23 protein-coding genes and 2 riboswitches are annotated in these 22409 nt (G+C 35.4%); of the genes, 17 read left to right on the forward strand and 6 right to left on the reverse strand.

The genetic code is table 11. From position 1 onward, the window contains the following. Window positions 1-184: 184 nt before the first annotated feature. The gene (locus MKY02_RS06615; RefSeq protein ID WP_038186820.1) at window positions 185-2083 is read left to right on the forward strand and encodes an LTA synthase family protein; all 1899 of its coding nucleotides are present in this window, start codon (window positions 185-187) and stop codon (window positions 2081-2083) included. Window positions 2084-2212: 129 nt separating this feature from the next. Then, window positions 2213-3307 carry a YqgU-like beta propeller domain-containing protein gene (locus MKY02_RS06620; protein ID WP_076035191.1) on the forward strand — a complete coding sequence of 365 codons (1095 nt, stop codon included), beginning with the start codon at window positions 2213-2215 and terminating at the stop codon, window positions 3305-3307. Window positions 3308-3362: 55 nt separating this feature from the next. Here the strand turns inward: MKY02_RS06620 and MKY02_RS06625 are convergent, their stop codons facing one another. Continuing rightward, window positions 3363-3542 (reverse strand): DUF2759 domain-containing protein, encoded by a 180-nt coding sequence (locus MKY02_RS06625; protein WP_038186813.1) that lies wholly within the window; start codon window positions 3540-3542, stop codon window positions 3363-3365. A gap of 177 nt (window positions 3543-3719) precedes the next feature. Between MKY02_RS06625 and MKY02_RS06630 the strand changes: the two genes are divergently transcribed. Next, complete coding sequence (locus tag MKY02_RS06630) at window positions 3720-4361, forward strand: MBL fold metallo-hydrolase (protein ID WP_076035192.1); 642 nt, start codon at window positions 3720-3722, stop codon at window positions 4359-4361. A 90-nt stretch (window positions 4362-4451) separates the two neighbouring features. Here MKY02_RS06630 and MKY02_RS06635 read toward each other — a convergent pair whose 3' ends face one another. From MKY02_RS06635 to MKY02_RS06645, 3 genes are all read right to left on the reverse strand, one after another. Then, the gene (locus MKY02_RS06635; RefSeq protein WP_076035193.1) at window positions 4452-4799 is read right to left on the reverse strand and encodes a DUF6176 family protein; all 348 of its coding nucleotides are present in this window, start codon (window positions 4797-4799) and stop codon (window positions 4452-4454) included. 769 nt (window positions 4800-5568) lie between these two features. Further along, on the reverse strand, window positions 5569-5811 hold the full coding sequence (locus tag MKY02_RS06640) for a DUF2626 domain-containing protein (protein ID WP_038186806.1): 243 nt from the start codon (window positions 5809-5811) through the stop codon (window positions 5569-5571). A 114-nt stretch (window positions 5812-5925) separates the two neighbouring features. Further along, on the reverse strand, window positions 5926-6621 hold the full coding sequence (locus MKY02_RS06645) for a helix-turn-helix transcriptional regulator (RefSeq protein WP_038186805.1): 696 nt from the start codon (window positions 6619-6621) through the stop codon (window positions 5926-5928). 305 nt (window positions 6622-6926) lie between these two features. On the opposite strand from MKY02_RS06645, the gene comGA reads away from it, so the two are divergent. The 12 genes from comGA (at window position 6927) to MKY02_RS06705 (ending at window position 16669) form a co-directional block, all read left to right on the forward strand. Further along, window positions 6927-7958, forward strand: coding sequence for a competence type IV pilus ATPase ComGA (gene comGA, locus MKY02_RS06650; RefSeq protein ID WP_038186802.1), 1032 nt, complete (start codon window positions 6927-6929; stop codon window positions 7956-7958). Continuing rightward, a complete protein-coding gene (gene comGB / locus MKY02_RS06655) occupies window positions 7927-8994 on the forward strand; it encodes a competence type IV pilus assembly protein ComGB (RefSeq protein WP_076064880.1) in 1068 nt (355 codons plus the stop codon). The genes comGA and comGB overlap by 32 nt, the downstream gene beginning before the upstream one ends. A 15-nt stretch (window positions 8995-9009) precedes the next feature. Beyond that, window positions 9010-9321, forward strand: a complete 312-nt coding sequence (gene comGC, locus MKY02_RS06660; protein WP_076035195.1) for a competence type IV pilus major pilin ComGC — start codon at window positions 9010-9012, stop codon at window positions 9319-9321. After that, window positions 9314-9784 carry a prepilin-type N-terminal cleavage/methylation domain-containing protein gene (locus MKY02_RS06665; protein WP_038186769.1) on the forward strand — a complete coding sequence of 157 codons (471 nt, stop codon included), beginning with the start codon at window positions 9314-9316 and terminating at the stop codon, window positions 9782-9784. The genes comGC and MKY02_RS06665 overlap by 8 nt, the downstream gene beginning before the upstream one ends. Continuing rightward, on the forward strand, window positions 9774-10076 hold the full coding sequence (locus MKY02_RS06670) for a hypothetical protein (protein WP_340710817.1): 303 nt from the start codon (window positions 9774-9776) through the stop codon (window positions 10074-10076). The genes MKY02_RS06665 and MKY02_RS06670 overlap by 11 nt, the downstream gene beginning before the upstream one ends. After that, on the forward strand, window positions 10061-10519 hold the full coding sequence (comGF, locus tag MKY02_RS06675) for a competence type IV pilus minor pilin ComGF (RefSeq protein ID WP_038186764.1): 459 nt from the start codon (window positions 10061-10063) through the stop codon (window positions 10517-10519). The genes MKY02_RS06670 and comGF overlap by 16 nt, the downstream gene beginning before the upstream one ends. 200 nt (window positions 10520-10719) lie before the next feature. Further along, window positions 10720-11232: a shikimate kinase gene (locus MKY02_RS06680; RefSeq protein WP_038186762.1), complete on the forward strand. Its 513-nt coding sequence runs from the start codon at window positions 10720-10722 to the stop codon at window positions 11230-11232. A gap of 148 nt (window positions 11233-11380) precedes the next feature. Beyond that, a riboswitch (glycine riboswitch) is annotated at window positions 11381-11474 on the forward strand. 3 nt (window positions 11475-11477) lie between these two features. Further along, window positions 11478-11555, forward strand: a riboswitch (glycine riboswitch). 64 nt (window positions 11556-11619) lie between these two features. Further along, on the forward strand, window positions 11620-12723 hold the full coding sequence (gene gcvT, locus MKY02_RS06685; RefSeq protein WP_076064878.1) for a glycine cleavage system aminomethyltransferase GcvT: 1104 nt from the start codon (window positions 11620-11622) through the stop codon (window positions 12721-12723). 26 nt (window positions 12724-12749) lie between these two features. Further along, window positions 12750-14096 carry an aminomethyl-transferring glycine dehydrogenase subunit GcvPA gene (gene gcvPA / locus MKY02_RS06690; protein ID WP_038186743.1) on the forward strand — a complete coding sequence of 449 codons (1347 nt, stop codon included), beginning with the start codon at window positions 12750-12752 and terminating at the stop codon, window positions 14094-14096. Then, window positions 14089-15561, forward strand: a complete 1473-nt coding sequence (gene gcvPB, locus MKY02_RS06695) for an aminomethyl-transferring glycine dehydrogenase subunit GcvPB (RefSeq protein WP_038186740.1) — start codon at window positions 14089-14091, stop codon at window positions 15559-15561. The genes gcvPA and gcvPB overlap by 8 nt, the downstream gene beginning before the upstream one ends. A 186-nt stretch (window positions 15562-15747) precedes the next feature. Beyond that, window positions 15748-16032, forward strand: a complete 285-nt coding sequence (locus tag MKY02_RS06700; RefSeq protein WP_038186737.1) for a hypothetical protein — start codon at window positions 15748-15750, stop codon at window positions 16030-16032. 163 nt (window positions 16033-16195) lie between these two features. Continuing rightward, window positions 16196-16669 (forward strand): ASCH domain-containing protein, encoded by a 474-nt coding sequence (locus tag MKY02_RS06705; protein ID WP_081730116.1) that lies wholly within the window; start codon window positions 16196-16198, stop codon window positions 16667-16669. A 99-nt stretch (window positions 16670-16768) separates the two neighbouring features. On the opposite strand, the gene MKY02_RS06710 is transcribed toward MKY02_RS06705, so the two are convergent. Then, complete coding sequence (locus MKY02_RS06710) at window positions 16769-18034, reverse strand: ATP-binding protein (protein WP_038186735.1); 1266 nt, start codon at window positions 18032-18034, stop codon at window positions 16769-16771. Window positions 18035-18145: 111 nt separating this feature from the next. Next, on the reverse strand, window positions 18146-18526 hold the full coding sequence (locus MKY02_RS06715; RefSeq protein WP_038186732.1) for a rhodanese-like domain-containing protein: 381 nt from the start codon (window positions 18524-18526) through the stop codon (window positions 18146-18148). Window positions 18527-18630: 104 nt separating this feature from the next. On the opposite strand from MKY02_RS06715, the gene MKY02_RS06720 reads away from it, so the two are divergent. Both MKY02_RS06720 and MKY02_RS06725 read left to right on the forward strand, forming a co-directional pair. Then, the gene (locus tag MKY02_RS06720; RefSeq protein WP_038186729.1) at window positions 18631-19464 is read left to right on the forward strand and encodes a lipoate--protein ligase family protein; all 834 of its coding nucleotides are present in this window, start codon (window positions 18631-18633) and stop codon (window positions 19462-19464) included. Window positions 19465-19639: 175 nt separating this feature from the next. Continuing rightward, window positions 19640-22213, forward strand: coding sequence for a vitamin B12-dependent ribonucleotide reductase (locus MKY02_RS06725; protein WP_445329605.1), 2574 nt, complete (start codon window positions 19640-19642; stop codon window positions 22211-22213). Window positions 22214-22409: the final 196 nt, after the last annotated feature.

Consider the following 22409-nt stretch of genomic DNA (forward strand, 5'->3'; position numbering starts at 1 on the left):
GAAACTTTTACATGACTCATCCGTCTAATAAAGAGTCTGTAATAAAAACGGAAGATTGAATATATAATATGTGATGTAACATTTTTGTTGCGTTGTTGTAAAAAAAGGATTATGATATATTTTGTTTCTTTCATATATGAAACTAAAATTGTAAAGAACGAAGGAAAGTAGGAGGATGTTAGGAATGAATTTTAAAAAAGCACCTAAACATTCAATTTTGGCTTTAGCAATAATAGCCACTTGGATCAAGACTTATATAACATATCAAACAGCCTTTGATATGAAAATTGAAAATACAATGCAACAATTGATTCTGTTTATCAACCCACTTAGCTTCTTGCTATTTATTTTTGGGTTGTCGTTATTCTTTAAAACTGCAAAAGCGCGTAATCGTTATATAATTATCACAAGTAGTATTCTAGCAATTGTTTTATATGCTAACGTTGCTGTGTATCGCTTCTTCGATGATTTTATAACATTACCGATGTTGTTCCAAACAAGTAACTTCGGTGACCTTGGAAACTCTGCATTATCTTCGATGTACTTTACAGATGTTTTCTACTTTACAGACGTTATTTTGTTAATACTAGCAGTTAAGTTTTTACCTGTTGCAAAAGAAATTTTCGTAGTTAAACCGAAAATGCGTCGTACGTATTTTGTGTTATCATGTGCAATGTTATTCTTGAATCTTGGTTTAGCTGAAACAGAACGTCCACAGTTATTAACTCGTAGCTTTGACCGTGAAATTTTAGTGAAGAACATTGGTACTTACAATTACCATCTATATGATATTTACATTCAATCAAAATCGCATGCTCAGCGTGCATTAGCTGATGGTAGTGCGTTAACAGAGGTTACAAACTACGTAAAATCTAATCCAGCTAAAGCTGATGATAAAATGTTTGGTGTTGCTAAAGACCGCAACGTTATTATTATCTCCCTTGAATCAACTCAAGACTTTGTCATTAATAATGAAGTGAATGGTCAAGAAATCACACCATTCTTAAATTCTTTAACAAAAGATAAAGATACATTCTACTTCGATAATTTCTATCACCAAACTGGTCTTGGAAAAACATCGGATGCTGAATTTATTGTTGAAAACTCATTATTCGGAACAGGACGAGGAGCTGTCTTCTTCACTAACAGTGGGAACACATACAATTCGATGGCTGAACGTTTAAATGGTGAAGGCTACTATACTTCAGTACTACACTCAAATAATAAGAGTTTCTGGAACCGTGATATGATGTATCATGCATTTGATATTAAGAAGTTCTATGATATTGATTCATTTGATGTAAATGAAGAAAACTCAGTTAACTGGGGATTAAAAGATATTCCGTTTATGGAACAATCAGTGGATATTATGAAAACAATGCCACAACCTTTTTACACACGTATGTTATCTTTAACAAACCACTATCCATTCACTTCTGATGAAGAGGATCAATTCATTGAACCTTATACATCTGAAGATGGTACAGTGAACCGTTATTTCCAAACTGTCCGTTATACAGACGAAGCAATTAAAAAACTGTTTGCTGATTTAAAAGAAAAAGGTTTATATGATAATTCGATTATTGTAATGTATGGTGACCACTATGGTATTTCAGAAAACCATAACAAAGCAATGGAACAATATTTGGGTAAAGAAATCACATCACTTGAAACAGCTCAGCTACAACAAGTGCCGTTCTTCGTGCATATTCCTAACTCAGGCGTAGGTAAAGAAATGCATGAAGTATCGGGTCAAATGGATATTCGCCCAACAGTATTGCACTTATTAGGTGTTGATACATCTAATGACTTACAATTAGGTGCAGATTTATTCTCTAAAGACCATGAAGACTTCGTTACATTCCGTGATGGTCGTTTTGTAACTGATAAACTAGTTTATGCTGGTGAAGTTTGTTACGATAAAGAAACAGGTGAGAAAACGGATCAAGCGAAGTGTGAACCGTTTATTGAAAGAGCCAATAAAAAACTAGAATACTCTGACCGTATTATTAACGGTGATTTACTCCGCTTTTATGATGAAAAAACTGGAGCTGTAAAATCAAATTCAGAAGAAACTAAATAAATTCTTTTTGAAAACCTACATGAATCTATTCATGTAGGTTTTTTTATGAAAATCCATAATTTTCTACTTATAACGAAACCTTTTTAGTTTATAATCGTATAATAGATGTGGGTGAAGAGGAGGCACAATATGAAAAAATTTATGATGTATCTAGTCCTCACTTGTGCCATTTTCTTAGTTGGGTGTAATAAAGAATCTTCACAACCAAATTTAGATGCGGATTCAAATAACCCTGAAGCGGTTGAACAAAAAAGGGTTGCAACAGAAGTTCTTGATTATTCTATGAAGACAGAAGATTTACATAGTATTGTTGGGTTTCTATCTGAAACAACAATTTTGTATGTTGCTTATGAATCAGACCGCTTCCACCTATTAACTTATAATTTAATTACAGGTGAAAAAGAGACGATTTTTTCAGAAAAGGACCAAATTATTCAAGTGATGATCCATCCTTCTAAAAAGCAAATTATCGTTCAATCTTCCGCAAACTCCTCATCTGCAACGGTTAAGATTATTTCGCTAAAAGGGGAAATTCTTCATAGTGTCGATATTCTATCATCGGAATTATCAATTATGTGGAATCCTAAAAACCCTCAATTAGTTGCCTTCACAGCATTTCAAGGAGATTTTTCATACCAATGTTATGTCTTTGATGGTGAACAAGAAAAATTGCATGAGATTAATCCTAGTAATCCATTTTTAGTTTGGCAATCCGAAGATATTTTACTGTATAACCGTTGGACAGCTCGTCAGCTTAATGGTGGCAAAATAGTAGAATTGAATTGGAAGACTGGTCAGGAACAACTAACTGATTTAAAAAAGGTTGTATATTTGGATACAGAGAAGGATGCTAGATTAACAGTTCAAATTGATTTCGAAACAGAACAGTTTTCTTATTTATTAAAGAACAAAAATAAGGAAATCACTTGGCAAGCACCTGCATTAAGTAATTATTCTCAATGGTTTGTTCCGGATTTAGTTTGGTTAGAGGATCAATCAGTGATCGCTATTGTACCAACTGAAGGTGGTTTGTTGGATGATTATTCAGGTAAATTTAAATTGATGAAAATTTCAGATGAAAAAGTAGAAGAGTTAGTAACGCTAGATGAGTATACAATGATTACTTGCTCTCCAAAAGGCTCACTTTGTTTATATGGCAATGATTTGGAGCAAGTTATGTCATTTGAACCTTACAAAAAGAAAAAATGGTTAACCCTTGAATAGAAGACAAAAAAAAGCTGTGGTATAAAAACCACAGCTTTTATTGTCCCACTTTGTATTAGTGAAGAGATGGTGGGAATCCTTGATTTAAGATAGTCATAAATACGAACCATCCAAACACTGCAAATGTAACAAAGTTAAAAGCCATTCCTAGAATGCTTTTTTCTTTGAGAGACTGTACAGTGCCAATTAGACCTAGAATTGCGACTAGGCCAAAAATAACCATTAATAAGTTCAATATAGACACTCCTTTCGACATCCGAAAATGAATGCCGCAAACGATATTCCTCTTCTATTGTAAAGCTAATTAGTACGTTTGTCGAGATTAAAAAGTGACGGATATTTGAACGAGGGATGTTATCATAGATATATCATTTCTTGACGGAATCTGTATAATATAGTGGAGGTGAAAAGAATGTTAAATATTCGAACATATACATTAGGACCAGTTCAAACAAATTGCTATATTATTTCAAATAAAAAGAAAGAATGTCTTGTGATTGATCCAGGTAGTGAAGGAGAGAGACTTATACAGCAATTAAGAGCCTTAAATTTGCGTCCGTTAGCTATTTTGTTAACACATGCTCATTTCGATCATATTGGAGCAGTAGATGAAGTGAGAGATGCTTTTAAAGTACCTGTTTATTTACATAAGGCGGAAACGGATTGGTTAATTGATCCAATGAAAAATGGTTCAGGTAAATATGCGGAATTACCAAATATAACAACACAACCAGCAGATCATGTGATTGATCAACCACAAGAATTGACTATAGGACCTTTCGAATTTGAAATTGTACACACTCCAGGTCATTCTCCTGGTAGTATTTCATTTATATTCGAAGATGAAGGATTTGCTGTGGTTGGTGATACTCTATTTCAAGGTAGTGTAGGCCGCACAGATTTAGTAGGTGGCAATGAAAAACTGTTATTAAAATCTATCCATGATAAGCTCTTATCGTTAGATGAGAACCTAATTGTTTACCCAGGTCATGGAGATGCAACTACTATTGGGACGGAAATGGAGCAAAATCCTTTTTTGAACGGATTTTTGTAAGATTTAAGGATAAAAATGAAGAAAAAACCGATAAGTGAGTGAAATCTTACTAGTCGGTTTTTTTTATGTAATTTAACAGAACATATTAACTTAAACCATGTTTCTTTTTATATTTTCTGGAATCATTACAACTTCGGTAGATAGATTAACGGGTTTAAAAGTTGGATCAATGCATTCATCCCAATAGTCTAAATGCTTTTTATCAATCCAATGTGTTGAGTCCTCTACAGCATTTCCACCTTTTCCTTGTACAGAGTACCAATACAAATACTCCTCATTATTCCAAACTTCACGGAAGATTGTTTCAACGTACATCTTTTCTCCTTCTAATGTAACAAGAACATCCTGCATGTAATCATTTAAAAACTTTAACCATTCCGTAACTTTTTCTGATTTTCCTTGTTGAACTCGAAATCTCGTGCATTCAATTTCTAGCATTTACTATTCCTCCAGCCGGTAATATGACGCCTCGTTGATAAGAGAGAATTCTGATGTTTTTTGAATATAATAAATTGTAAATATAATATTTATTTTAAATATTCAAACAAAAGTAAGATATGTTTAATTATAGATAAACGAAATGGGGATTACAACCATTTATTATTTAGGGTTTTGTAGCGATAGCTTATGTGGATTTAAATTATTGGAAATGGATAGATAGTTGGAAAACACTTTTAGATATAGAGTGTTTTGAAGACAAAGGTAAGGAGGGTGATAGCGTGAATGATACATGACTTTTTAATCCTGATTGGAATGAAGCGGTGAATACTGCAAAAATTATTTTGTAGCATAAAGATCATGTAGGGTCAAAGAAAAAGGTTATTGAAGGCAGGGCTATTTGATTTACGAGTAAGGATTACAAGCCGTGGTTTTTACGAACTATCGCTAGAACGAGTTGAGGATGTAATTTCGAGACTATTTTTATTAATCGAGGGAAATATCGAATATAAAGACGTGAAAATTCTTCTAAATAACAATGGAGCGAGTTAGCGCAACAAACAAATTAATACGCAAAAAAAGAGGCTATGGAGGCCTCTTAAATAGAAGATATTAATCTTCTTCATCTAGGGGATGTTTCTCACCATATAGAATGGAGAGGGTTAAAGTTAAGCTACAATTACAATTATAACAATCATTAATAAGGTGTCAATAGTGGAAAATACACAAAATAAAAAAGACAGCTTTGGACTGTCTTTTTTACTTACTATTAATGTCCTGCGCCTGCAACGTGAATGAATGTAGTATAGTACGTGAAGCCTGCGAAGAAAACTGTTAAGTAAGCACCGAAGATGTACATATACATACGTTCCGTTAGGTTTAAGTATCCTAATAGAAGGAAAAACCCTGTATTAGCTAAGAATAATAGCGAAACTTCTGTCATATCACCTAAATAAAACATAACTGCGAAAATCCCTGTCCAGAAGCCCATTACTTTATACATATTATCCATATATGATTCCCTCCTTTTGCGACGACACAATAATCTCTTATCCATTATAAATGATTTGAAACCAACATGTAAACCGCTACTTAGGTTAACTTTGTGACAAAGCAGTGTAAAAAATTAAATATCAATTCGATAAGTGCAGTATTTACAGCTTTCAACCATGCTATCAATTTGAACAAATTCTTGTACATCAAATAAGTATTCAAATTGGCCTTTTAAGAAAGATTCATGCAAGTCACAAACGAGTGATGCGTGTTTCTCGATTTGACTATGGAAAGGACAATTATAAACAGCAAAGCGGATTGTTTTTCCTTCTGGCTTATCGAGAATTACAGGAACATAACCAATTAATGAGGCTGCTTCTGTAATGATTTCTACACGTTCATCAAATGAAATGAGCGCTTTATCCTTTTGACGTTTAGATAAGATTGATTGAATTTGTGCAACACCTTTTTTGTAACAAATCTTTTTACCGATAGTATTAGCATCTTCACCAAGTTCTATAATGATTTCTAGAACCCAACTTAATAATTCCTCATAATTTCGTTGAGGGAATGTTAGAGCAATGCCATTTGCAACCGCTTTATATTTTCTTCCAGGTCGGCCGCCTTTTCCTGTTTTTTCATATTCAGACGTAATTACATCAATTTCGTTTAATTTAGTTAAATGAAGACGTGCAACGTTTGGATGAATTTGAAACTTATCGGCAATGTTTTGGACTGAGAAAGAATCTTTTTCTTGTAACATATATTGATAAATTGAAAATCTTGTTTCATCTGCTAGAGTACTTGTGATTTTTAATGGATGTAACATGAAAAGGTTCCACCTCCTGTATATTTATCTTTATTATAAAACAATATAAAATATCTATCAGTATAAAAACTGATATATTCAAAAAAAATAAGTAGAATAATGTAAAAAAGTGAAAGATTACTAGTCTTTTTTCATTGAAAATCTATTTTTACATAGTAGAAAAGCTTTAAAATTACATTATATTCCTTTTCTAAAGCATATAACATTAATTTGCATTATTGTATGTATTTTCTTGTTTTTGCAGTGTATAATTTCGCTAACGGATAAGGAGCGGTCGTTATTCGTCGTGGTAGAAAGGGGGCAATATGACATTTACTGAGACAGTTGTGGAGCAAAAAAGTGAGCATCTATTATTGAAGGCAATACATTTTGGCGCATCTGACTTACATTTAATGCCTAGTGAAAACGACTATTTACTATACTTTCGAAAATATGGGCAGCTCGTGTCTGCTGGTCAACTTCCCCTAGAGTTGGGTGATCGTATGATTTCCTACTTTAAATTTCTCTCCTCTTTAGATATTAGTGATAAGCGTAGACCTCAAAGTGGTTCGTTTCAGCAAGTTTTAAATGAACAGCCAATTGCTTTTCGCGTATCCACCTTACCTTCGATTTTCTTAAAGGAAAGCTTGGTCATTCGTATAATGTTGCAGGATCATGCTATGCCAATTTCTTCCCTATGTTTATTCACTGAATCAGCTAAGCATTTATTGCAATTAGTGAAAAAGAGACAAGGCATCTTATTTTTAACCGGTCCAACTGGATGCGGCAAATCTACATCATTATACTCCCTTATACATTATTGCTCTAATGAACTAAAAAAGCACGTCATATCCTTAGAGGATCCAGTGGAAAATAGTCAATCGAATTTATTGCAAATTCAAGTAAATGAAAGAGCCGGTGTTTCATACGCAACCGGATTAAAAGCTATTTTAAGACATTCTCCGGATATTATTATGATTGGAGAAATTCGTGATCAAGAAACGGCTAAGATTGCAATAGAGGCTGCATTAACAGGGCATCTCGTTTTAACTACGATTCATTCAATGGATACAATTGGCTGTTTATTCCGTTTACTAGATTTGGGCGTCTCCTTAGAAGAGTTAAGGCAAACAGTAATTGGAGTGGTTGCACAGCGATTAGTAAAGAAAGTAAATTATCAAGATGAAGAAAGATTATCGGCCATTTATGAGATTTTAGCAGATAGATATCTAGCAGAAGCTATAGAACACGTGAAGAGTGATGAAAAATTCATACTGCCATTAGACCTCTCATTAGAAGGACAGATAGAAAAAGGGGTGAGTTTGGGTGCAATTAAAGCTCAACCTTCACCGATTTAGTAAAAAGATTAAAACTTTACCTAAGATGAGAGATAAGGCGAGCTTTTTGAAAAAGATGAGTGTACTGCTAGAGGAAGGCTATACATTTAGAGATTCATTATCAATGTTACTACCCCATCATGTTGAAGAATTATCAGAAGTGGAATCTTTGGTAGAAGAAAAATTTCGAAGTGGATCTAATATGAGCGAAATTCTGCAATTGCTTGGCTTTCAAAAAAGCTATTTAATGACTATTCATGTGGCAGAGCAACATGGAAGAGTTGTAAGAGCCCTTGATTCTATAGCAAGTCAAATGATAACGAAGGAAGAAACGCAAAAAAGACTACAAAAGCTAATGGCCTATCCTGCGATTTTGTTTGTCTTTTTAGTGCTGCTCTTTTTTGGATTTCGGACCTACTTTTTACCCAATATGTCTTCAATGATGCTTTCTAGAGAAGGTGATGCAAGTGTATCTAAATTAACACTATCCTCTTTTTTCTTGCATATTCCAGATGCCTTGATCATTGCAGCCTGTGGGAGTATCTTATTTGCTTTTGTGGCTTGGAGGATAATAAGCAAGAAAGAGATTGCTCACCAAATGATAGTGTATTTGAAAATTCCAGTTCTCTGTCGATTTTTTCGTCTTCAATTGACACGCCAATTTGCTTATGAGTTAGGTGGGCTTTTAGAAAGTGGTCTTTCAATGCAAGAAAGTTTGATTATTTTACAGCGACAAGAGTTACAACCATTTATGGCGAAAATAGCAGGTGAATTACGTAATCGAGTTATTTTTGGTGATTCACTTTCTACTGCGGTAAATCATATGAAGTTTTTTCAGAAAGGATTTAATGCACATATACTACATGGCGAGGAAGGTGGAAATCTAGGTAGAGAACTTCAAATCTATAGTGATTTTTTGACAGATAAAACAGAAGCGAATATGACTAGAGTGCTAGCTATAATTCAACCATTACTTTTTTGTATTATCGCGGTTTGCATACTCGGAGCCTATTTAGCTATTTTATTACCCATGTACGAAATGATAGAAATGGTTTAAGAAAGGAGAACCAACATGCAATTATTAAAACAACAGAAGGGCTTTACTTTAATTGAAATGCTCATTGTTTTGTTTATCATTACAGTGTTGATTTTGATTGCAATACCAAATGTAACAAAGCACTTTAGTACAGTGGATGATAAAGGATGTAAAGCATATGTCAGTATGGTACAAGGACAAGTTGAAGCTTATCGTATTGACGAAAAAAAGTATCCAACAACAATTGAAATGTTGGAGGACGCAAAGTATTTAAAGCAAGATACAAATGCGTGTACCGGAAAAAAGATTCAAATCTCGGATGGAGAAGTTTCTACAATAGATGAATAACAAAGAAGCTGGATTTACGTTCGTCGAATTGTTACTAGTACTTACTGTTACGATGATAATTTGTTCTTTAAGCTTGGTACTAGGCAAAGCAAAGTTGGATGAACGAATGGCTAATCAGTTTTTATATCAATTAATGCTTGATATTGAACAGGTGCAGAGTGAGTCGATTGGTAGCGGGATTATTTCATATCTGGAATTTATAGATGATGGAAAGAAATACAGGGCATATACGTTGGTAGATTCAGAAGGGGGAGGTAATTCCCCCCTTAATACTAGACGATATTATCTTACACGAGAACTACCAGAGGGAGTTACTTATAGTTACAACAGTCCATTACGTCAGATTAAAATTGATTCTCAAGGTACATTCTCAAGTTTTGGTACATTGGTTTTTTTAACACCAACTGGGAATAAATCACTTATTATTAATATCGTTAAAGGGAGGATGAAAATTGTGGAATGACAAAGGGAACTCATTACCAGAAACATTACTAACTCTAGTTATTATTTTGACGATATTCGGAACTCTTTTACCAGCATTGCAAATGATGAAAGTTACTTTAAGTGATAAGAAAATGGCGCTGTACGCAGCTGAAACAGCTTACCAAGCTTCTCAACGTGTCGAGCAGGAGGAGCAGCTCCAAGGTAGTCGAACTGTAGAAAATATTAACTATCGATGGTATTTCACGAATAATGAAGTATGCGTATTTTATGAAAACTTAAAAGGACAACAGCAAAAATGTATTCGGCCATAAAAAGTCTGATAGAAAATCGCTCTGGCTATACATTAGCGGATGCCCTTTTGCAACTGATGGTCCTTATACTTTTTTCGCAGTTATTTATGATCTTCTATCCTTGGTATGAAGAGTCAAATAGATCTTTTCATCAACGTCAGGAAATTGAATGGGAGCTATTTACGTATGATTTGCAATCGTATTTGTTGGATATAAAAACTATTGGCATAGGTGCAAATGCAAACTTACACATTGGAAAGGATAATCGAAGTCTCGCTATTAATAGGTCTAGTGCTGTAGTACGTATGCAAAAGGAAGGGCAAGGAAGTGAGCCTATGCTGATGAATGTTTATGAAATACAGTTTTTTATTGATGTAAATCGTACAACTCTAACAACAAAAGTATTGTTTACTAATGGCTTAAGGAAGGAGAAAGACTTTGTTATTTCGTATGTTAAAGAGTGAAAAAGGAATGCTTCTTCCAATAGCGATGATTCTATTGTTTTTTTGTACGAGTTACCTTTTGAGCACTGTGATGTCTTATGAATCTCATTTTCGAACGTATAATTCATTGGAATCGGCGTATGTTCGTGCTACTATAAATAAAATACAAGAAATTGAAAATAGCACAGAGTAACAGTCGTCGTTGATGAGAAGGTGAAAAAATGAGAAAAGTATATTTAGTAGGGTTTATGGGTTGTGGTAAAAGCGCAATTGGTAGACGTTTAAGCTACTATCTGAAAATGCCCTACTATGATATGGACCAAGAAATTGTAAGAAGAGAGAAAATGACGATTCCTGAAATATTTGAAAAATATGGAGAAGAGCACTTTCGTCAACTGGAGACGGATTTTTTACGGAATTTCCGAGATGAGTTTTGCATCATTTCAACAGGTGGTGGTGTAGCGATGAATCCTCAAAATCGTAGAATAATGCGTCAAACTGGACTAGTCCTTTTTTTAGATGCGACATTTCCAGATATTTGGAAGAGAATCCATAAAGATAAAAACCGTCCAATCGTCCAACGTTCTACAAAACAAGAATTAGAAGATTTATTTTATAAACGCCGAAAATTTTATAGAGAAGCTACACATATCACAATTCGAACAGAAAACCGTTCACTAAAACAGATTGTTGAATATACTGCTTTTCAAATAAAACGTCTGAAAGGCGAATGAAATACGTAATCTTTCTAGTTAATGTTCGTCTATAAAGTATTTTATAAAAGTTATTGCATGATACCCCTATTCAATGTTAGGATATAGACGAGACGTATTGTTATAGAACAATGACATGGAAATACTACCAAGATTCCATCTTGGGCGGATGATTGTACGGGGAGAGAACGTCTGGAGACGTCGCCGAAGGAGCAAATAACAAAAGTTATGAATCTCTCAGGCAAAAAGACTCGTACGGGACGCAACTCTGGAGAGAGCTGTATGGATTACAGCCACCAAAGAGGACAGCCGTAATGGTAAAACTTTCAGGTGCATGGACAGAGAATCCTAATTATAGGATTTCTCTGTCCATTTTTTTATGTCCTGAACAAATGAGGAGGAAGATTAGTGGCTAATGAATTAAAAAGAACGCCGTTATTCGAAGAGTATTCGAAGTATGGTGGGAAAACAATTGATTTTGGTGGTTGGGAATTGCCTGTTCAATTTTCTTCTATTAAAGCCGAGCATGAAGCAGTTCGAACAAAAGCTGGACTATTTGATGTATCTCATATGGGTGAAATCTTCGTTGAAGGTTCAGAAAGTTTAGCTTATTTGCAAAAGCTTGTTACTAATGATGTATCGAAAATTGCCATTAACCAAACGCAGTATACTGCAATGTGCTATGAAAATGGTGGCGTTGTAGATGACTTACTCACTTATAAATTAGCAGAAGATCGTTATTTATTAATCGTTAATGCGTCGAATATTGAAAAAGACTTTGAGTGGATGAAAACGTTAGTGTCAGGTGATGTGAAGTTAACAAATGCATCAGATGAATACGGTCAATTAGCATTACAAGGGCCACTTGCAGAAAAAGTATTACAAACATTAACTGAAACACCGTTACAAGACATTAGACCATTCCGTTTAGAACAAAATGTAACGATTGCGGGTTATGACACACTTATATCACGCACTGGTTACACAGGTGAAGACGGCTTTGAGATTTATGCAGCACCTGAAGCAATCATTGCTTTATGGGGCAAAATCTTAACAGCAGGAGAAGCTGATGGCGTTGTTCCTTGTGGTTTAGGTTCACGTGATACATTACGCTTTGAATCTTGTTTACCGCTATACGGTCAAGAATTATCAAAAGATATTTCACCACTTGAAGCGGGCATTAATTTCGTTGTGAAATTAAATAAAGAAGTAGATTTCGTTGGTAAATCGACATTACAAGCTCAAAAGGAAAATGGCGTACCACGTAAAAGTATCGGTATCGAAATGATTGATAAAGGTATTCCACGTCACGGTTATCCAGTCTTTAAAGGTGATACTCAAATTGGTGAAGTAACAACTGGTACACAATCACCATTAACAAAACGTAATATCGGTTTAGCACTAATCGATAGTGAGTATGCGGAGCTTGGGCAAGAGCTTGAGATTGAAATCCGTAACCGTCGCTTAAAAGTGGTTACTACTGCAACACCATTTTATAAACGCCAAAAATAATTTTCATGAAGAGAGGGTTTTTTCGAATGAAGCATCGGTACTTACCTATGACTGAGCAAGATCAAAAAGAAATGCTAAATGTAATTGGCGTCTCTAATGTTGATGAATTATTCTCAGACATCCCAGAAAAAGTTCGTTTTAAAGGAAACTACAACATTAAACCTGCAAAATCTGAATCAGCATTATTAAAAGAGTTAGCACAACTTTCTAAACAAAATGCAAATAGCGATGAATATGCATCATTCTTAGGTGCTGGAGTTTATGATCACTATAAACCAGTCATTGTTGACCACGTTATTTCACGTTCAGAATTCTATACGGCTTACACACCTTACCAACCAGAAATTTCACAAGGTGAATTACAAGCTATTTTCGAATTTCAAACAATGATTGCAGAACTAACAGGTATGGATTTAGCAAACTCATCTATGTATGATGGTGGGACAGCTCTTGCTGAAGCTGGTATGCTTGCAGCAGCACATACTCGTCGTAAAAAGCTATTAGTTTCTGGTGCGGTTCATCCAGTTTCACATGATGTAGTTAAAACATATGCTCTTGGTCAATCGATTGAAGTAGTAAATGTTCCTTTAAAAGATGGTGTCACTGATCTTGATGCGTTAAAAGAATTAATCGATGCAGATACAGCTGCCGTGATGGTTCAATATCCTAACTTCTACGGTCAAGTAGAGAACGTACAAGCAATTGCAGACTTAATCCACGATGCAAAAGGCTTATGTATCGTATCTTCTAACCCATTAGCACTTGGTATTCTAACACCTCCAGGTAAAATGGGTGCGGATATTACTGTCGGGGATGCTCAACCTTTCGGTATTCCAGAAAGCTTTGGCGGACCACACTGTGGTTACTTCGCTGTTACAAAAAAATTAATGCGAAAAGTACCTGGTCGTTTAATTGGTGAAACAATTGATGACGAAGGTCGTCGCGGTTATGTATTAACTTTACAAGCACGTGAGCAACATATTCGTCGTGAAAAAGCGACTTCTAATATTTGTTCAAACCAAGCTTTAAATGCACTTGCAGCTTCAGTTGCAATGACAGCTCTAGGTAAAAAAGGTGTGCAAGAAATTGCTACTCAAAACATTTTAAAAACACACTATGCTAAAGAAGCTTTTGAAAAAGCAGGTTTCACTGTAGCTTATAAAGGCGCACATTTCAACGAGATCGTTGTGAAGTGTAATACATCTGTTTCTACTATTAATAAGGAACTTTTTGAAAAAGGCATTATTGGCGGCTTTGATTTAGGTAAAGTAGATGCAGCACTTGAAAACCATGCACTAATTGCTGTTACTGAACAACGTACGAAAGAAGAAATCGATGCACTTGTGCAAGAAATGGGGGCTCTCCATGCATAACGACAATCAACCACTTATTTTTGAACTTTCAACAGAAGGTCGCGTAGGATATAGTTTATCAGAGCTTGATGTACCAGCAGTAGATTTAGCTGCTATCTTACCAAACGAATTTATTCGTACAGAAGAAGCGGGACTACCTGAAGTATCAGAACTTGATATTATGCGTCATTATACTGCGCTCTCTCGCCGTAATCACGGTGTAGATTCAGGTTTCTACCCACTTGGTTCTTGTACAATGAAATATAACCCGAAAATTAATGAATCAGTTGCACGTTTTGCAGGATTTGCTAATATTCACCCTTTACAAGATGAGTCCACTGTTCAAGGTGCACTTGAGTTAATGTATGATTTACAAGAGCATTTAATCGAGATTACTGGTATGGATGAAGTAACGCTTCAACCAGCTGCTGGTGCACATGGTGAATGGACTGCATTAATGATGATTCGTGCATTCCACGAAGCAAACGGTGACTTCCAACGTACGAAAGTACTTGTGCCAGACTCTGCTCACGGTACTAACCCAGCATCAGCAACAGTTGCAGGTTTTGATACAGTAACTGTGAAGTCTGATGAAAACGGTCTTGTAGATTTAGAGGATTTACGCCGCCTAGTTGGGGATGATACAGCAGCGCTTATGTTGACTAACCCAAATACATTAGGTCTTTTTGAAGAACATATTCTAGATATCGCTGAAATCGTTCACTCGGTTGGCGGTAAAGTATATTATGATGGTGCAAACTTAAATGCGGTTATGTCTAAAGCACGTCCTGGTGATATGGGCTTTGACTGCGTTCACTTAAACTTACACAAAACTTTCACTGGTCCTCACGGTGGTGGTGGTCCTGGTTCAGGTCCAGTTGGCGTAAAGGCAGACTTGATTCCGTACCTTCCAAAACCTGTTTTAGTGAAAACAGAAGAAGGTTATCATTTCGATTACGACCGTCCACAATCAATTGGTCGCGTGAAGCCATTCTATGGTAACTTTGGTATTAATGTTCGTGCATATACTTATATCCGTTCAATGGGTCCAGATGGTCTTAAAGCAGTAACTGAAAATGCAGTAATTAATGCAAACTATATGATGAGAAGATTAGAGCCATACTTTGATCTACCTTACAACCGTCATTGCAAGCATGAATTTGTATTAAGTGGAAGCCGCCAGAAAAAACTAGGCGCTCGTACACTTGATATGGCAAAACGACTGTTAGACTTTGGCTACCATCCACCAACAACTTACTTCCCATTAAATGTGGAAGAAGGTTTAATGATTGAACCAACTGAAACAGAATCAAAAGAAACATTAGACGCTTTCTGTGACGCAATGATTCAAATTGCTAAAGAAGTAGAAGAAACACCAGAAGTAGTACAAAATGCACCACATACAACAGTTATTGGCCGTCTTGATGAAACAAGAGCAGCACGTAACCCAGTTTTACGATACGAAAGAGAAACAGTAGAAGTATAATATATTCGTATATTGAAAACCTCTAGCACTTTGCTAGAGGTTTTCTCATGATTTGTATATAAATAGCTTAATGAAAAGATCATGTTAGTTATGGAAAAAATCGCTTGGACATAGACAGATGACTTTAAAATTGCTATGCTAACATAAATGCAGTATGAATCAATGTGTGAAAAAAGGGGAGTTTTCATGGCTTACTTTAAAAGTATCAATGATACAACTAATGATCAAAATGACTTACTAAAATCCTTAAAAGAGGATTATCAAGAATATACGGTTGACGAATTAATTTCTGAATTGTACATAAAGCAACAAAAAGAACAAAGTACGTTAATCTATTTCACTCCAGATGCGCATACAAAGGCGCTAATGGAATACGAAAAGAAAATCATTTATGATTTGCTACATAAACATGGTTTAACAAATCTACAAATTTTACAAGAAATCAATAAGCAAAAAACTGTTATAGATTAAAACAGTAAGTATAGAATTCAAACCTGTTTACTGCATATGAAACCTCTTATATTAAGTAATGCAATATAATTATCTCATTACTAATATAGGAGGACTTGACATGAAATAATAGATTAAAAGAATTAGATACTTATGGATTTTGATTGTAAGGGGGAAGCACCTAATGTCAATCAATAAAATAGATGAATATTGGCATACATATGCTAAAGAAAATGAATTAGATATGACGACTCCAGAGTCATGGATGTTTGGAGATGGTTCCAAAGAAATGGCGGATGATTTAGGGAGTTTAGTTGTGAATGGTAGCAAAACAGCAACATGTGCTGCTCATTGTGTATATGAACTTGAAAAAGAAAAAATTCAAAAAGTTGGACAGTACGATATTGTATTAGATGGTAACAATGAACCTCTAGCAATAATAAAATATACAAAAATCGAATTGGTGAAAATGAATGAAGTAACAAGTGATTTTGCAAAGGCTGAAGGTGAAGGAGATTTATCCTATGATTATTGGTATCGGGAGCATGTAAAATTTTTCACTTGGGAGCTCAATCAGTATGATCTTACCTTTAACTCTGACCTATTGCTTGTTTGTCAAACTTTTAAGGTAATGGATGTTTATCAAAATCAGGTATAAATAAGAAAAATTAGAACTATTTTGCGAAGATATTAAATGTTATTTTAAAAAAATACACTCCCAGAGATTGAGTCAACCAATCTCTAGGAGTGTATTTTTTTAGAACCCTATATTTACTTCATTTCTTTCCCATTCATTTCGGAAGGCTTTTTTACGTTGTTTTTGTAAATCTTTAATACATTTCTCGTAATCGAGTTTTTTATCATAATGCCAATTTAGAGCAACTGACATATATAACTCATTAAGTTGTGACATAGAAAGTTCTTTTGAAAGTTTAGCAGCATCTATTAGCTCGTCTTCTGAGAATATATGCTGAATATCTAATTTGCGTAAATATGTAGCACGTATTTCAGTTGTAGGATTCATAATCTCGTATGCTCGATCAAACCTTCCTGCACGGTTGATTAAAGCTGGATCGATGCGGTCAGGATAATTGGTCGTACCAATTAAAAAAATACCTTCACGTGATTGAGCGCCGTCTAGTGTATTTAAAAATAATGAACGTGTATATTCGGGCATAGAATCTATATCTTCAATAACGAGTATTGCTGGAGCTAAACTTGTTACCATACGGAAGACCTCTTCAATGGACTCGCTTGATGTATGCTCAGTAATTTGCCAATATACAACAGGAGCTGTTACAGAACCTGTAATGGACTTTACAAGCGTAGTCTTTCCGTTTCCTGGTGAGCCATATAATAAGATTCCTCTTTTATAAGGAAGGCCGTAATGTTTAAAGAAATTGCCACCCTCCTTGAAAAACTCATCAATCGAACGGAAAATCTCTTGCTTAAGTGAAGGTTCTAAGAAAACATCTTCTCGTGTAATTTGCTTACCTTCGCCGTAACTCCGTCGTTTAATACCATCATGAACATCAACTAAGTAGGTAACAGTTTCCATCAACATTTGACGTAACTGTTCTTGAACAGCTTCGATAAAATTCATCATTTTCTCCGCACTTGTTGTAAAATAGAAAAACTCTGGCCATTCTGAATCGGAGCGGAATACAGGGATTTGTGTAATGGCTACTTCATAATCAGGAAAGTAGATTAAAGAATTACTAAATGTCTTAATTGATTTTAGCTGATTATCTAATTGATCTTCTGAGACAGAATTTAAAACAATGCTAGGTAATGAGGCATATATATAACTCAAATTTTCATAGCGGATTAATTCCTTTTCCATCATTTCTAGTAAATGATGATGAAATTGTGAATTATTTAGTTCGACAGTCACACCACGAAAATTAGCAGGGTGTACTTCATTTAGTTTTTTTGAGATGCGCTCAAAGACCGCTGATACATCTGCATAGTTAGGGATGTCTTGTCGCAAATCTTCGTGAAATGTATATAAGAATTTTGGCATTATATCCTCCTTTATGGACGTTATTAATTTATAGAATATATAATTAAGAAAAAATAGAGTCATTTCTGTTATAAATAGAAATGACTCTTTTTTATTTGCAACGCAATCAAATTATTTCACTTTGATTTTGCCTGTCCAATTTTTGTATCCACCTTGTAATTGGTATACTTGATCGTAGCCTTTTTTCTTTAATAACATAGCAGCACGTGCACTACGTCCAGCATTTTGGCAGTACAAGTAAACAGGTTTGTCTGGGCGAATTTCTTTATAGCGTTGACGAAGTTGTGAGGTTGGGACGTTACGAGCGCCTAGAATATGACCACCGTCAAATTCTTTTGGCTCACGCACATCTATTAATTGTGCTTTACGATAACCTTCAATAAATTCTTCTTGTGTTAAAGTTGTAACTGCTTTTTTGAAACGAAGAGCGTTTACTAAAGCGTATACAATCACCACAAATAAAACAATTGCTAATGTATATAACCAACTCAAATCGTCTTACCCCTTTCTATCTACAGTAATATTATAAAAGAACATGTAGCGATAGTCCAATGAGTTTGTTAAAATAGATAAGTTGATTATAAGGAGGAGACCAAATGAAAACAACATGGTATTTTATTAATTCAGGTCCTTGTAGCCCTGCATTCAATATGGCATTAGATGAAGCGCTCCTACATTGGCATAGTAAAGGTTTAATTCCACCAGTAATACGATTTTACGAATGGAATCCAGCAACACTTTCTATTGGATATTTTCAACGTGCTGAAAAAGATATTGATTTTGAACAATTACATAAATTAAATTTAGGATTTGTACGCCGTCCTACTGGCGGTCGTGCAGTCTTACATGAACATGAACTAACATATAGCATCATTGTTAATGAAGACTACCCAGACATGCCTAAAACGGTGACTGAAGCTTATAGAGTATTAAGCGAAGGCTTATTACTAGGTTTCCGAAACTTAGGGTTAGATGCTTATTTTTCAGTTCCTGATTCAGAAGAAAAACGAGCAGATTTGAAAACTCCGAAGAGCGCGGTTTGTTTTGATGCGCCAAGTTGGTATGAATTAGTAGTAGAAGGTAAAAAGGTAGCAGGTAGTGCACAAACGCGACAAGAAGGTGTCATTTTACAACATGGAGCGATATTAATCGATCTCGATGATGAAAAATTGATTTCTCTTTTTAAATTTCCATCGGAAGCTTCAAGAGAGCGTATGCGCAAACATTTACCACAAAAAGCGGTAGCTATTAATCAGTTAGCACAAAAACCTGTCGATGTTGAGACATGTATATCTGCTTTCCGCAAAGGATTTGAGGACGGGTTAGACATTGAACTTGTACCGTACACGTTAACGAAGGAACAAATGGATTTTGTTAATAATTTAGCAAAAACTCGTTATGAAAGTGATGAATGGAATTTTAGAAAATAGTAGTCTTTTTGACTTATTTTAGCTTTGCAAAAATCGAAAAATCGCTTCCAATGTTGTTAAATCAACATTTTGCTCAAAATCACCCTATTTGCTTTTCTTATCAATATATAGTATCGTAATGTCTTGAACAAACACTATATATAGTGTTTAGAGCGCGATCTAAATAGGGAGGCGAATGATAATGGTACTTGCTTCACAGCATCATAATCAGACGATTAATGTACAACAATTAAATAATGATATTCAACAATTTCCACAAGTTCATGCCATCACAGAGGACATGCATATAACACATAAAGGTGTGTCTCGCTTAGTCATGATCGACCGTTATTCTTTTAAAGATACGGAAAAGAAAACGCTAAAAGCAGGGGATTTTGTTGTTTTAACGGTCAAAGCTGACCCTAAATTCCCAGCACGTGGTCTTGGTTATATCGTTTCAATTAATGCAGAAAAGAAAACAGCAGAAGTGCTGATTGAAGCAGATTATAGAAGTGCTATTGATGATGATTCTGAACAACAAACAGGAATTGTCACACGTTCTTTAGACGTTATTGAGAAGCCTCTTGAAGTCTTTTACGAACAAATTGCAAAACGTAATGCAACTGGCCTAGCAGCCGTTGAAAAAACAGAAGAAAAACGCCAAGAATGGTATGAAAAATTCTACGAACAATTAGTGAAGTTAAACTTTATTCCAGCGGGACGTGTTATTTACGGAGCAGGCGCAGGAACAGATGTTACTTACTTTAACTGTTACGTAATGCCATTTGTTGCAGACTCTCGTGAAGGCATTAGTGATCACCGTAAACAAGTAATGGAAATTATGAGTCGCGGTGGTGGTGTAGGTACTAATGGTTCTACATTACGTCCACGAAACACACTTGCTCGTGGTGTCAATGGTAAATCATCAGGATCTGTTTCATGGTTAGATGATATTGCTAAGCTGACTCATCTTGTTGAACAAGGTGGATCACGTCGTGGTGCACAAATGATTATGTTGGCAGATTGGCATCCGGATATTATTGAATTTATTATTTCAAAAATGCAAAACCCTCGTATTTTACGTTTCTTAATCGAAAATACAACGGATGAAACAATCCAACGTCTAGCAAAAGAAAAACTAAAATTCAAACCTTTAACGCAACAAGAAGAAGCGATGTATCAAGGTATTATTAATTATAAAACTATCCCTGGTGTCGGTGGTTTTAATGAAGCCATTATTCGTGATGCTGAGGCGAAATTACGTGACGGTGGAACATACAGCGTGCATAACGCTGAATTCCTAACTGGTGCGAATATTTCTGTTACAATCACAAATGAATTCATGGAAGCTGTAGAAGCTGATGCTGAATTTGATTTACGATTCCCAGCTGTCGAATCATATAATGCTGAAGAAATGAAAATCTATAACGATACATGGCATGAAGTTGGCGATGTTCGTGAATGGGCTGAAATGGGCCATGCTGTACGTACTTACCGTAAAGTAAAAGCACGTGAACTTTGGAACTTAATCAATATCTGTGCAACTTACTCAGCAGAACCAGGTATTTTCTTCATCGACAACGCAAACGATATGACAAATGCAAAAGCATACGGTCAAAAAGTTGTAGCAACAAACCCATGTGGAGAACAACCACTTGCGCCGTATTCAGTTTGTAACTTAGCAGCTGTAAACTTAGCGCAATTTGCTCAAAAAGATACGAAAACAGTGGACTTTGAAGCGTTGAAAGAAACAGTTCGTGTCGGAGTACGTATGCAAGATAACGTAATCGATGCTACTCCTTATTTCCTTGAAGACAACAAAGTACAAGCATTAGGCGAACGCCGTGTTGGACTAGGTGTTATGGGAATGGCTGATTTACTTATCTACTGTGAAAAAGAATATGGCTCTGAAGAAGGTAACATCCTTGTTGATGAAATCTTTAAGACGATTGCGACAACAGCATACGAAGCATCTACTGAACTTGCAAAAGAACGAGGTAGTTTCCCATTCCTAACAGGAGAAACAGAATCTGAAACATTAGCACTTCGCAAACGCTTTACAGAAACAGGCTTCATGCAAAAAATGCCTGAACATATCCGTGAAGCAGTACTTGAAGGCGGTATTCGTAACTCGCACCTACTAACTGTAGCTCCTACAGGTTCAACAGGAACAATGGTTGGGGTTTCTACTGGATTAGAACCATACTTCTCATTTACTTACTACCGTAGTGGTCGTCTTGGTAAATTCATTGAAGTAAAAGCTGATATTGTACAAGAATATTTAGCTGCTAACCCAGGTGCAGATGAAGCAAATCTTCCTGAATGGTTTGTAACTGCTATGGAATTAGCTCCAGAAGCACACGCAGATGTACAATGTATTATCCAACGCTGGATTGATAGCTCAATCTCTAAAACAGTAAATGCACCACGTGGTTACACTGTAGATCAAGTACAAAAAGTGTACGAACGCTTATACAATGGTGGCGCTAAAGGCGGTACAGTTTATGTTGATGGTAGCCGTGATTCACAAGTATTAACTCTAAAAGCAGAAGAAAACGTTATGGACGAGGACACTCTACAAGAAGAACAAGTAGCAGAAAAACGTCCAGTTGTTTTAATCGATACTATTCAAGACTTACGCTCAACAAACGTAACAATCGGCTCTGAAGTCGGTAACACATGCCCAGTATGTCGCAAAGGAACAGTCGAAGAACTAGGTGGCTGTAACACATGCACAAATTGCGGTGCACAACTTAAATGTGGTCTTTAATATACTGACTTCTAGCTACTAACGAGCGCAAAGATGGTTATCTAAAATAAAACCATAACAACCATTAAGGACTCCCCTTTCATTAATAGATGAAGAGGGAGTCCTTTCCTTTTGAATGAGGTTTAGTTTTATGAATAGTTCTAGTAATACTTTGACAATAAACTACCTAATGTAAACTTGAAAGAAAGTCGTACCG

The organism is Viridibacillus sp. FSL R5-0888 (assembly GCF_038009105.1).
Taxonomy (GTDB): Bacteria; Bacillota; Bacilli; order Bacillales_A; family Planococcaceae; genus Viridibacillus; species Viridibacillus arenosi.

Bases quoted from the DNA above. Each gene is read 5' to 3' on its own strand.
- MKY02_RS06680 (WP_038186762.1), top strand. From the start codon at position 10,720: ATGAGAAAAGTATATTTAGTAGGGTTTATGGGTTGTGGTAAAAGCGCA.
- MKY02_RS06615 (WP_038186820.1), top strand. From the start codon at position 185: ATGAATTTTAAAAAAGCACCTAAACATTCAATTTTGGCTTTAGCAATA.
- comGC (WP_076035195.1), top strand. From the start codon at position 9,010: ATGCAATTATTAAAACAACAGAAGGGCTTTACTTTAATTGAAATGCTC.
- MKY02_RS06630 (WP_076035192.1), top strand. From the start codon at position 3,720: ATGTTAAATATTCGAACATATACATTAGGACCAGTTCAAACAAATTGC.
- MKY02_RS06720 (WP_038186729.1), top strand. From the start codon at position 18,631: ATGAAAACAACATGGTATTTTATTAATTCAGGTCCTTGTAGCCCTGCA.
- MKY02_RS06705 (WP_081730116.1), top strand. From the start codon at position 16,196: ATGTCAATCAATAAAATAGATGAATATTGGCATACATATGCTAAAGAA.
- MKY02_RS06635 (WP_076035193.1), bottom strand. From the start codon at position 4,799: ATGCTAGAAATTGAATGCACGAGATTTCGAGTTCAACAAGGAAAATCA.
- comGF (WP_038186764.1), top strand. From the start codon at position 10,061: ATGTATTCGGCCATAAAAAGTCTGATAGAAAATCGCTCTGGCTATACA.
- gcvPB (WP_038186740.1), top strand. From the start codon at position 14,089: ATGCATAACGACAATCAACCACTTATTTTTGAACTTTCAACAGAAGGT.
- MKY02_RS06665 (WP_038186769.1), top strand. From the start codon at position 9,314: ATGAATAACAAAGAAGCTGGATTTACGTTCGTCGAATTGTTACTAGTA.
- MKY02_RS06700 (WP_038186737.1), top strand. From the start codon at position 15,748: ATGGCTTACTTTAAAAGTATCAATGATACAACTAATGATCAAAATGAC.
- MKY02_RS06640 (WP_038186806.1), bottom strand. From the start codon at position 5,811: ATGGATAATATGTATAAAGTAATGGGCTTCTGGACAGGGATTTTCGCA.
- MKY02_RS06710 (WP_038186735.1), bottom strand. From the start codon at position 18,034: ATGCCAAAATTCTTATATACATTTCACGAAGATTTGCGACAAGACATC.
- gcvPA (WP_038186743.1), top strand. From the start codon at position 12,750: ATGAAGCATCGGTACTTACCTATGACTGAGCAAGATCAAAAAGAAATG.
- MKY02_RS06620 (WP_076035191.1), top strand. From the start codon at position 2,213: ATGAAAAAATTTATGATGTATCTAGTCCTCACTTGTGCCATTTTCTTA.
- comGA (WP_038186802.1), top strand. From the start codon at position 6,927: ATGACATTTACTGAGACAGTTGTGGAGCAAAAAAGTGAGCATCTATTA.
- MKY02_RS06645 (WP_038186805.1), bottom strand. From the start codon at position 6,621: ATGTTACATCCATTAAAAATCACAAGTACTCTAGCAGATGAAACAAGA.
- MKY02_RS06725 (WP_445329605.1), top strand. From the start codon at position 19,640: ATGATAATGGTACTTGCTTCACAGCATCATAATCAGACGATTAATGTA.